An 11,364-nucleotide genomic window follows, 5' to 3' on the forward strand; every position below is an offset into this window, starting at 1 on the left:
AATATGGGGTAGCTTTGCTGAACTTTGATTCCGTATTTCGCCGTCCATTTAAAAAAACCTCCCGAAAATAAACTCCGGGAGGTTTTTTAATTAAGTCTTTCTCCAAAAATATGGGGTAAGTACAATGAGTACGGTAAACAGTTCCAATCGTCCCAAAAGCATCAAAAAAGCGCACCACCATTTTCCTGCTGCAGGAAGGCCATTATAATTGCTCACGGGGTTTAAACTGCCCAAAGCTGGGCCTACATTTCCCAAAGAAGAGGCTGAACCGCCAACTGCAGAAATAAAATCCAACCCCAAGAAACCCAGCACTAAAGAACCGATTATGAATAGGAGCATATACAGCACAAAAAAGGCGATTACATTATAGACAATGTGTTCTGTTACGGTCTTCTGGTTGTATCGTACCGGTATCAACGCGTTGGGATGCAAGGTTCGCTTAAATTCCAGAATACCGTTCTTTATAATCAAAAGGTGACGCATTACCTTGATTCCACCAGCAGTGGAACCTGCGGAGCCTCCAAGAAACATCAATCCAAAAAAGAAAACAGTTAAAAATGGAGTCCATGATGTAAAATCCGCCGTAACAAACCCTGTTGTGGTAATCACCGCGATTACTTGAAATAAGGTGTGGCGAACGGTACTTTCCACCTTGCCCAAAACCATGGGATGAAAATCGGAAATAGGAACATCCGCCCTAAAATACACGCCCAATGCGGCAATTATAGTGAACACAACAATGAATCCGAGATAATATTTAAACTCTTCGTCCTTGAGGATACGTTGCACCTTACCGGTCAAGGCAAAGTAACTGAGTACAAAATTACTACCTGCCAAAAACATGAACAATGCGATAATGTATTGAATGAGTGGTTGATCGTTCCAAAAGGCAACGCTGGCATTTTTGGTGGAGAACCCACCTGTGGACATAGTGGCCAATGAGTGGTTTATGGCATCGAAAAATGACATGCCCGCAAATTTCAGCAAGAATGTTTCCAGTACAGTGTACCCTACATAGATCAACCATAACCTCTTAGCGGTATCCGTGATCCTTGGGTGAAGTTTATCCCCTCCCGGTCCCGGTGCCTCTGCCGCAAACAACTGCATGCCCCCAATTCCCAACAGCGGCAATATGGCTATGGCCAATACAATAATTCCCATTCCCCCGATCCAATGGGTAAGGCTTCTCCAAAGGAGAATTCCTTCGGGAAGCGCCTCGATATCGTCCAAAATTGAAGCGCCGGTAGTCGTGTAACCGGACATGGTTTCGAAAAATGCATCGGTTATGGATGGTATGGAGCCGGAAAAAAGATAGGGCAACATGCCCGATAGGGACATTACGACCCATCCAAAAGTTACTACGATGTAGCCTTCTTTGCGTTTCACCTCCTTTTTATGTCCCCGGGTGTAGAACATGGCCATCATTCCAAAAAGCATGGTCACAATTGCGGCCAGCATAATATCCATGGTCACACCATCTTTATAAATGCCACTGGCCAAAGCGGCCACAAGCATAAAAGAGCCATTGCACAGCAACAATAGCCCCATTATATGGATTATGATTCTTGTATTGAGCTTCATTATAGAAACAACTTTTCTATGCGCGGTATGGCCTTGGGCAAACAGCACACCACTACCTTATCGCCTTCGGCTATCCTAAAATCACCAAGAGCAATAATCCCTTCCCCGTTACGGATCACACCACCAATACTTGCTTCCCTCGGAAAATTAAGTTCCCGTATTATTTCTCCGTTTACCAGGGAGGTGGCCTTTACTTCGAACTCCAAAATTTCTGCGTTCAAGTTGTTCAATCGGGTCAAGGCCAGCACCTCTCCCTTACGGATGTACCTAAAAATGCTATTGGCGGCCAACAGTTTTTTATTAATGAGCGTATCCACTCCAATGGATTGGGACAATTGGAAATAATCCATGTTTTCCACCAGTGCGATGGTCTTCTTTATTTTTTTATTCTTCGCCACTAAACAGGACATTATATTGGTTTCGGAATTTCCGGTTACGGCTATAAAGGCATCCATGGATTCCAAATTCTCTTCTTCCAACAGCTCTACATTTCTACCATCTCCATTTATTACAAGTGCGTGGGGCAGATCATCCGCAATATCGAAGGCTTTTTCCTTATTCTTTTCTATAAGTTTTACGTTGAACTTATTTGAACAAAGGTCCCTTGCCGTTTTGTATCCTACCTTGCTCCCGCCGAGTATCATTACGTTCTTAATATCCTGCTTTTGCATTCCGGACAACTTGTACAACTCCTCCACTCCTTTGTCCGAGGTAATAAAATATACCTGATCGCCTTCTTTAAAAACCGTATCCCCTCTGGGAATCAAAGTAAATTGAGTTCCCGTACGCTGTAAAGCTATGGGCATAAAGTTGAGTTCGGGAAAGATTCGCGCCGCTTCTTTGACCATTTTACCCACAAATGGTGCGTTCTTGGGCAAAATAACGCCGAACATGGTCAATAGGCCTTCTTCAAATTGATACGTATCGTTGAATGCGGATTGATTTAACATTAACTGTATTTCCGTAGCCGCCAAGCGTTCCGGAGAGATCAATTCATCGATACCCAACTCCTCAAACTTGACCAGCTCGCGGTTATCCATAAATTCCGTATTCGAAATTCTGGCAATGGTGCGTTTGCACCCCAACTGTTTTGCCAAAACACAAAGGGTTAAATTGGTAGTTTCGGAAGCTGTTACCCCGATCACCAGATCCGACCCATCCACTTGTGCATCTTGTAACACTTGGATGGAAGTTGCATCTCCTCTGAGCACTCTAATGTCCAAATGATTATCTGCATAGGACAATCTTTCTTTATCGGTATCGATCAAGGTAATCTCCTGCGCTTCATAGGACAGTAATTTTGCCAAATGAAACCCCACTTCACCAGCACCTGCAATAATGATTCTCATTAATTAAAATAGGATGTGTTCTTAAATAAACTCTATTTGACCGTAACAAACAACACAAGGAATGGCATGCGATACGTAAATTACATATTTACAACCAAATACGGTATATGATTCCTTTTTGTGGGCAAAATTACACAAATATTTTTGTCCGCATCCCTTATGCTAAGTTGTATATTTGCGAGCAAATTAACGCAATGTCTAAAAAGGTTACCCCATACAAAGAATCCGAACTTGGAAAAAAAGAACAGGTAAAGCAAATGTTCGATACCATTTCCAAAAATTACGACGGCCTTAACCGAGTAATTTCTTTTGGAACGGACATAAAGTGGCGGAAACGAATCGTGGCCTACCTTAAAGACAAATCCCCAAATTCCATTCTGGACATTGCTACGGGAACAGGCGATCTCGCCATTGCCATGACGCAAACCGGAGCAGAAAAAATCGTGGGACTTGATCTTTCTCCGGGCATGTTGGAAGTAGGAAAGCATAAAGTGGTCAACAAAAATCTACAATCCACCATTGAAATGGTGGTGGGCGACAGCGAGAACCTTCCTTTTGAGGATAACTCCTTTGATGCCATCACGGTTGCATTCGGGGTTCGGAATTTTGAAAATCTGGAGAAGGGTCTACAAGAAATTTATCGTGTATTGAAACCACAAGGACATTTTTTGGTCCTGGAGACCTCCGTACCCACCAAAACCCCTTTCAAACAGGGATACAGGGCGTATACAAAATACATATTGCCCACCATAGGAAAACTGTTCTCCAAAGACAGGTCCGCCTATAAATATTTGAGTGAATCGGCATCAGTTTTTCCACATGGCGAGGCTTTCAACAATATTTTGAGAAAAATCGGGTTTATAGGAGTAGAGAACAAACCACAGACCATGGGTGTAGCATCCATTTATGTCGCATCAAAATAGATTAATGAAAAATCTCCTTATCCTTTTTGGACTGATAGTTTTGTCCGGTACCAATGTTGTTGCCCAATTTGGTGGCGACCCTATCTTGAACCTTCAGAACGAGGATAAGAAATTTTTGAACTGGGGCTACTACCTTGGTTTTAATCAGTACGATTTTCAATTTGAGTACAAAGAGGATGTTGGCCGGGACATATTGGTGGATAAAACTTTAGGGTTTAATGTAGGTTTGATCGGCGAGCTGAGGATAAACGAGTTTCTTGATGCCCGTTTTGAGCCAGGTTTGCTCTACACTTCAAGAACACTAGGATTTCCCGGATTTTCCACGCAAGCAGAAGCAATTCGCGAAGTGCGCTCGACCTATATTCGCTTTCCTTTTCTGTTAAAAGCCAGCACACGTAGAATTGGCAATTGGAGGCCTTTTATTGTTGGTGGCGTGTACACATCCATCAACCTGGGGAGCAACGAAGATAGTTTGGACGACAACAGCACCGGTCAGTTTCGGATGAAACAAAATGTTTACGGGTACGAAGTTGGCTTCGGCATCGATTTTTATACAGAATATTTTAAGTTCACTCCATCCATCAGAGGGGTTTTTGCCCTGACCGACGAATTGGTACCGGACAATGACCCGAACAGCCCATGGACAGGAAATATAAATGCCATGCGCACCCGAGGGATTTTCATCAATTTTACTTTCGAGTAAACCATTTATCGCCTTCTAATTTCGTTTAGCAAGATACCTGTTGCCGTGGCAACATTTAAGCTTTCGGTACTGGCAGATCCAAATTGAGGAATGGCTATTTTAGAAGTAATATACTCATCCACTTCATCGGAAATGCCATTGGCTTCGTTACCCATTACCAATATTCCTTTTTGTGGAAGATCAAGCCCATAAACAGAGGCGCCGTCCATAAAAGCCCCATAAACAGGGAGTGATGTATTTTTAAAATAACCGATCAAATCTGTGTAGACAACATTTACCCTGGCAACCGATCCCATAGTCGCTTGTAGAACCTTGGGATTATAGCAATCCACCGTATCCTTGGAACAAACCAATTGCTGTATTCCAAACCAATCGCACAACCGGATAATGGTACCCAAATTGCCCGGGTCACGAACAGCATCCAAAACCACTACCCAATCTTGCAGGTCATCAGTCCCAAATTCAATCATATAAAAAACACCGAGTACACCATTGGGATGTACCAAACTGCTCATTTGCTTTAAATCCCTTTTGGAGACCAATTCCGCATCCCCGAATTTTTGGATCTGATCGGCTTTGTCCACAAAAATTTTGAACGGCCGTATTCCCGCTCCCAGCAACTCATTTACAACTTTTTCCCCTTCAACAACAAAGAGTCCATGTTGAGATCGGTACTTTTTTTGCTTTAAGCTAACAACTAGTTTAATTTGGTTTTTTGTAACCATCTAAATCGTGTATTTTTGGCGTCTATGAGGGGTTCTTTAGGTCTAATCTGTAACTGGGCAAAAATAGGATTATTGTTTCTTTTGCTATGCATTTCGGGTTGCAATACCTTAAAAAAGGTTGGGGAGGATGAATTATTGCTCACCAAAAACTCCATTTTTGTTGATGATGAAAAAGTAAACAACAGTGAAATAAAGGGCCTAATTTCCCAGAAACCCAACAGCAGCGTACTGGGCTACCCTTTAAAATTGAATCTCTATAATCTGGCAAAGGAAAATCCAGACTCTTCTTTCCAGGATTGGCTTAACCGAAAAGAAAAAAGGGAGAAACGCCTAAACAAACTACTTTCCGAGAAACAGGTAAATCGATTACGCGAATCTTTTATGGTCTCTGGAGCCAGTGAATTCCTAAAAAGAATTGGCGAACCTCCGGTAATTATCGATACAGCGGAAACCAACAAGTCCATTAGGAGACTTAAAGCATTTTACAACAGTAAAGGGTATTTTAACAACGAGGGGAATTACGAAATAGTCGATGTAAAAAACAAGAAAGCTTCGATATCGTACCACATAACATTGAACAAACCCTACATCGTAGATACCGTTCAAAAAAATATTACTTCACCGGAACTGGATTCCATCTACCTAAAGACCGCCAACAAAAGTTTGATCAAACCAGGAGAACAATTTGATCTGGACAAATTTACATTGGAACGGGAACGGCTTACCACTCTTTTTCGTAATTCGGGGGTATATAATTTTCAGGAAAGTTCCATTAATTACGATGTTTTAAGGGACACCACCGTTACTGCAGATGACCAACTAATGGACGTGCTGCTCAACATCAATAAATTTAGAAGCTCCTCGGACAGCACTGATGCGGGCACTCCCTACAAAGTGGCGCGACATAAAAAAATAAACATTTATGCAGACTATGACATAAACGGCACCACCGACACCCTTAAAAGCCTGGCCTACGAAAACTATAATATTTACTATAGCGGAAAGCTCAGGTACAAGCCAAAAGCGCTTACCGATGCCATATTCTTTAAAAAAGACAGTTTGTATCGTGATCTCGACAGGATAAGGACCTATCGCCAGATCACCAACCTCAATACCTTTAAATATCCCAATATTGAGTTTATACCAGATTCCACTCAAACACAACTGGAATCCAACATATACCTTGCTGCCAAACCAAAATATTCGCTCAACCTAAATTTTGATGTAACCCACTCCAACATCCAACAAGTAGGAACCGCTTTTAGTGCTTCGGTAATTACCCGAAATGTTTTTGGGGGTGCCGAAACATTGAACGTTTCTGCAAGAGGATCCATAGGCCTGCTAAGTGATGCCTCCCTATCCAACGAAACCTTTACTTCTGAACTTGGCGGGGACATCAACATAACATTTCCCCGTATCTGGTTCCCGTTGAACACCGAAAAGATCATACCCTATTATATGCTGCCGCAAAGTCGTTTATCGGTAGGTACCAACTTCCAGCGGAACATTGGCCTGGACAAACAATCCCTAAATTCCATTTTATCCTATAATTGGTCCCCGTCCGATCGTCTTAAAAACAACATCGAACTGCTGAATGTCGAATTTGTACGCAACGTTAACACAGACAACTTCTATAATGTGTACCGAAACACTTTTTCCAATTTGGACGATATCGCGGATGATTTTCAGGACGACCCCCAATATTCCGAATATTTTAGTGCGGTGGAAAATGAAGGAGATGAACCACGACTTGATATCCCCACGGGTGCCAATAATTTTGCCCAAGATGTATTGAATGGGACACTTACCGTAACCGAAGATGATTTTCAAACCGTAAACAGTATAGAGGAAAGAAGAAGGAGATTAACAGAGAACAACCTCATTTTCGCTTCCAATTTTACACATACCAAAAACAGTAAATCCGGAATAAACGACCTTGACTTTTATCAATACCGAATCAAATTGGAGAGTGCCGGTGGTATGCTGTCCATGCTCACCAATGTAATCCCTTTTAATAAAAACGAAGAGGGCCAGAACCTAGTTTTCGGGGTACCCTTTTCACAATATGCCAAAACCGAGTTCGATTATATACGACACTGGAAAATTGGAGAATCCCAGGTAATCGCGTTCAGAAGTTTTACAGGACTGGCCATTCCCTACGGTAATTCGGACAACGTGCCCTTTGTTCGCAGTTATTTTGCAGGAGGTTCCAACGACAATAGGGCTTGGAACGCTTACGAACTGGGCCCTGGAAAAACCGACAACATCAACGACTTCAACGAGGCCAATCTCAAGCTGGCATTTAACCTGGAATATAGATTCCCGATCGCCGGCGACGTAAAAGGCGCTCTTTTTGCAGATGCAGGGAACATATGGAACGTTTTCGATAACGAAACCAACCCCGATGCCACATTCAATGGTTTTTCATCATTGGGCGACTTGGCCCTGGGAACTGGTCTCGGGCTTCGTTACGATTTCACCTACTTCGTATTTAGGCTGGATGTAGGTTTTAAGACCTACAATCCCGCCAAAGTTGGATCCGATCGCTGGTTCGATGGTTATAACTTTAAAAGAGCCGTCTTCAACATCGGAATCAATTATCCTTTCTAGAGCAAATAATTTATTACTTTTGTTTCCTATTTAACTCGAAACCACTAATAATATGTCCCACAATATTAAGCCCGGTGTTGCTACCGGTGACGAAGTTCAAGCAATATTCGATCACGCCAAAGAAAATGGATATGCCCTACCAGCGGTCAATGTAATCGGATCGGATAGCATCAATGCCGTAATGGAAACTGCAGCAGCGTTGAACTCACCCGTAATCATTCAATTCTCAAACGGAGGCGCCCAGTTCAACGCAGGCAAAGGACTTTCCAACGAAGGTCAAAAAGCAGCCATTCTTGGAGCAGTGGCCGGAGCAAAACACGTTCATCAATTGGCAGAGGCCTACGGTGCAACCGTGATTCTGCATACAGACCACTGTGCCAAAAAATTGTTGCCTTGGATAGATGGCCTTTTGGATGCCAGCGAAGCACATTATAAAGAAACAGGAAAATCTTTGTTCAGTTCGCACATGATCGACCTTTCCGAAGAACCCATCGAGGAAAACATCGAAATCTGTAAAGGATATTTGGAGCGAATGAGCAAAATGGACATGACCTTGGAGATAGAATTGGGCATTACCGGGGGTGAAGAAGATGGTGTAGACAATACCGATGTGGACGACTCTAAATTGTACACACAGCCAGAGGAAGTAGCCTATGCCTATGAAGAACTTTCCAAAGTAAGTCTAAGATTTACCATTGCAGCTGCTTTTGGGAACGTACACGGTGTATACAAGCCCGGAAACGTAAAATTGACACCTAAAATCCTTAAGAACTCCCAAGAATTCATCACAGAAAAATATGGCGTGGAACACAACCATATCGATTTTGTATTCCACGGAGGTTCCGGTTCAACAGTTGAAGAAATCAGGGAAGCTATTGGTTACGGTGTTATTAAAATGAACATCGACACCGATTTACAATATGCTTTCTTGGAAGGCGTTAGGGATTACATCCAAGGTAAATCGGCATACCTTCAGGCCCAGATCGGAAATCCAGACGGTGACGACCAACCCAACAAAAAGTACTACGACCCTCGAGTTTGGCTCAGAGAAGGAGAAAAAACCTTTAGCGAACGCTTAAAAAAGGCCTTCGAAGACCTAAACAACATTAACACCTTATAAACCTTAGTTTAACTAAATATTGATTCCATGTCGTCTTGGTTTAAAAGAAAGGAAAAAGGAATACAAACAGCCACCGAGGAGAAAAAAGACACTCCCAAAGGGCTTTGGTACAAATCCCCTACCGGAAAGATCGTAGAAGCAGAAGATCTTGCCAAGAACTTTTACGTAAGTCCGGAAGATGACTATCACGTGAGGATAGGTAGCAAGGAGTACTTTGAAATACTTTTTGATGACAACAAGTTCAGTGAGCTCGACACAAAAATGACCTCCAAAGACCCCTTAAAGTTTGTGGATACCAAAAAATACTCCGACAGGCTTAAAGCAGCCCAAAGCAAAACAGGCTTAAAAGATGCCGTTAGAACTGCGGTTGGAAAATCGCAAGGAAAGGACATCGTTGTGGCCTGTATGGATTTTAGTTTTATTGGAGGCTCCATGGGCAGTGTTGTTGGTGAAAAAATATCGCGTGCCATCGATGTCGCCAAAAGGAAAAAAATCCCATTTGTGATGATTTCCAAATCTGGAGGGGCACGTATGATGGAAGCAGCTCTATCCTTGATGCAGTTAGCAAAGACATCGGCAAAATTGGCCCAATTGGCCGAAGCTAAAATACCTTACATATCGTTATGTACAGACCCTACAACGGGTGGTACAACAGCTTCCTATGCCATGTTGGGCGATATAAATATTGCAGAGCCAGGAGCACTGATCGGGTTTGCAGGACCTCGAGTGGTCAAGGATACTACGGGGAAAGACCTTCCCGAAGGGTTCCAAACCTCCGAATTCCTGAAAGAACATGGTTTCTTGGATTTCATTACCCATCGAAGGGATTTAAAGAAAAAAATCAACTTATACATTGATTTGATCACCAATCAACCCATAAGAAATTAAAAAAAGCCCCGATTATCGGGGCTTTTTCTTTATAATATATCACTCCATCAATTTCTAAATCGGCGCAAGACCACTTCCTCTTCCGCACCATCAGAATATGTTAGAGTTCCCTTGGCATCACAACTGCCATCCCCAAAATCCAAACTTACCGAATTGCCAAGTCGGGATATTTCCAATACTCCGCTCACAATAAATCGACACGACAACTCTCTTCTCAATGGCGTGGTAACTTCCTTCACAAACTCGTTTCCTTCTCTACCGATATAAGTTCGCTTTCCAGTAATCAAAAAAACATTGTCACCCCAAAAACCGGATCCATACCCCTCTATCCACTCCCGAGTTCTGGTCCCGGTAAACAAAGCTGTTTCCCCGCTAGGCCAAGTTGCTTCAAAAAATCCGTTCGAGGTGCCTTGTGGATTTCCATTTTCATTACTTCTTACCCTAAGAATTTGCGCCTCCCCATCGATTGCCACTTCATTGAAAGTAAAACCGTCCAAAGTCATCTCAATGGTATTGGACGCGGCCTCCAAGTCCAAAGAGTAACTTAAATTAACCGTTCCACTAACAGTATTTCCGGTAGATAGTTCGCATCCTTCGCCAAAATCCAGGACGACTTCTTTTGTATTCTGCGTTAGAACAACGGATACTACAACACAATCTGGCATATAACCAGAAGCATAATTCATTTTTGACGTACTTCCGATTTCATCTGCAGTATAGACATCTTCGGCAATGGCCATAAGCTCCTCTGAAACCATTTCAGTTTCATCACTGTATTTTAGCTCTGTCGAGGAAATTACTTCCGCACTGGTTAGATCTTCTTCAACCGAGGATTCTGTACTGCACGAAACATAGGTCAACATTAAACTTCCCAGAAGGATCGGAGCAATTCCTTTAAACTTCATTTTTAGTTCCTTTCTCATAATACTTGAATTTAATAGGTTTGCCTCTTTGACTTGAATGACAGCAAAAGGTTTAATTTTATGTTAAAATTCGTAGATTAAAAAAAAGAGCCTATCTTTGCATGCTGATTGAAGGTCAATCAATACATAAAAATCATTTAAATAATATTGGAATGTATTTAACGAAAGAAGTTAAAGCCGAGATTTTTAAAAAATACGGCGGCTCAGAGAGCAACACAGGTTCAACGGAAGGACAAATTGCATTGTTCACGCACCGAATCAACCATTTGACAGGTCACCTAAAAAGGAACCATAAGGATTTCAACACCGAACGTTCGTTGGTGGCATTGGTAGGTAAAAGACGTAGTCTTTTGGATTACCTAAAGAAAAAAGATATTGCAAAATACCGTACCTTGATCAAAGAACTAGGTATTAGAAAATAAAAATACAAGGGGAGGCATTGGCTTCCCCTTTGTTTTTGTTGAATCGATTCTCAACAACCAAAAAGTCCCGGGAAATCGGGCAAACACAAAAAGCTACAAATAGTTTTTCATTGGTCAAGT

At 42.2% G+C, this 11,364-nt stretch carries 10 protein-coding genes; 6 read left to right on the forward strand and 4 right to left on the reverse strand.

Annotation, left to right across the window (positions count from 1 at the left end; all coding sequences use genetic code 11):
- Nucleotides 1-90: 90 nt before the first annotated feature.
- Nucleotides 91-1,581 carry a TrkH family potassium uptake protein gene (locus MJO53_RS02480; RefSeq protein WP_252080345.1) on the reverse strand — a complete coding sequence of 497 codons (1,491 nt, stop codon included), beginning with the start codon at nucleotides 1,579-1,581 and terminating at the stop codon, nucleotides 91-93.
- Nucleotides 1,581-2,930 (reverse strand): Trk system potassium transporter TrkA, encoded by a 1,350-nt coding sequence (trkA, locus tag MJO53_RS02485; protein WP_224837578.1) that lies wholly within the window; start codon nucleotides 2,928-2,930, stop codon nucleotides 1,581-1,583. The genes MJO53_RS02480 and trkA overlap by 1 nt, the downstream gene beginning before the upstream one ends.
- A 194-nt stretch (nucleotides 2,931-3,124) precedes the next feature.
- On the opposite strand from trkA, the gene ubiE reads away from it, so the two are divergent.
- Together ubiE and MJO53_RS02495 are read left to right on the forward strand one after the other, a co-directional pair.
- Complete coding sequence (gene ubiE / locus MJO53_RS02490; protein ID WP_252080346.1) at nucleotides 3,125-3,853, forward strand: bifunctional demethylmenaquinone methyltransferase/2-methoxy-6-polyprenyl-1,4-benzoquinol methylase UbiE; 729 nt, start codon at nucleotides 3,125-3,127, stop codon at nucleotides 3,851-3,853.
- Between the two features lie 4 nt (nucleotides 3,854-3,857).
- Nucleotides 3,858-4,556 (forward strand): porin family protein, encoded by a 699-nt coding sequence (locus MJO53_RS02495; protein WP_224837576.1) that lies wholly within the window; start codon nucleotides 3,858-3,860, stop codon nucleotides 4,554-4,556.
- A gap of 5 nt (nucleotides 4,557-4,561) precedes the next feature.
- Here the strand turns inward: MJO53_RS02495 and MJO53_RS02500 are convergent, their stop codons facing one another.
- Nucleotides 4,562-5,281, reverse strand: a complete 720-nt coding sequence (locus MJO53_RS02500) for a TrmH family RNA methyltransferase (RefSeq protein ID WP_224837575.1) — start codon at nucleotides 5,279-5,281, stop codon at nucleotides 4,562-4,564.
- Nucleotides 5,282-5,305: 24 nt separating this feature from the next.
- Here MJO53_RS02500 and MJO53_RS02505 point away from each other — a divergent pair, with 24 nt between their 5' ends.
- Genes MJO53_RS02505 through accD form a run of 3 tightly spaced genes read left to right on the forward strand, consistent with a single transcriptional unit; the run spans nucleotide 5,306 to nucleotide 9,899 of the window.
- Entirely contained in the window at nucleotides 5,306-7,891 is a 2,586-nt protein-coding gene (locus MJO53_RS02505; RefSeq protein ID WP_252081211.1) for a BamA/TamA family outer membrane protein, read from the forward strand.
- A 52-nt stretch (nucleotides 7,892-7,943) separates the two neighbouring features.
- Complete coding sequence (fbaA, locus tag MJO53_RS02510) at nucleotides 7,944-9,011, forward strand: class II fructose-bisphosphate aldolase (protein WP_252080347.1); 1,068 nt, start codon at nucleotides 7,944-7,946, stop codon at nucleotides 9,009-9,011.
- 27 nt (nucleotides 9,012-9,038) lie between these two features.
- Nucleotides 9,039-9,899 (forward strand): acetyl-CoA carboxylase, carboxyltransferase subunit beta, encoded by an 861-nt coding sequence (gene accD, locus MJO53_RS02515; protein ID WP_224837573.1) that lies wholly within the window; start codon nucleotides 9,039-9,041, stop codon nucleotides 9,897-9,899.
- Nucleotides 9,900-9,946: 47 nt separating this feature from the next.
- Here the strand turns inward: accD and MJO53_RS02520 are convergent, their stop codons facing one another.
- Nucleotides 9,947-10,822 carry a hypothetical protein gene (locus MJO53_RS02520; protein ID WP_252080348.1) on the reverse strand — a complete coding sequence of 292 codons (876 nt, stop codon included), beginning with the start codon at nucleotides 10,820-10,822 and terminating at the stop codon, nucleotides 9,947-9,949.
- Between the two features lie 152 nt (nucleotides 10,823-10,974).
- Here MJO53_RS02520 and rpsO point away from each other — a divergent pair, with 152 nt between their 5' ends.
- Entirely contained in the window at nucleotides 10,975-11,244 is a 270-nt protein-coding gene (gene rpsO / locus MJO53_RS02525; RefSeq protein WP_224837571.1) for a 30S ribosomal protein S15, read from the forward strand.
- The last annotated feature ends 120 nt before the right edge of the window (nucleotides 11,245-11,364 follow it).

The organism is Flagellimonas marinaquae, from assembly GCF_023716465.1.
In the GTDB taxonomy this organism is placed as follows: Bacteria; Bacteroidota; Bacteroidia; order Flavobacteriales; family Flavobacteriaceae; genus Flagellimonas; species Flagellimonas alginolytica.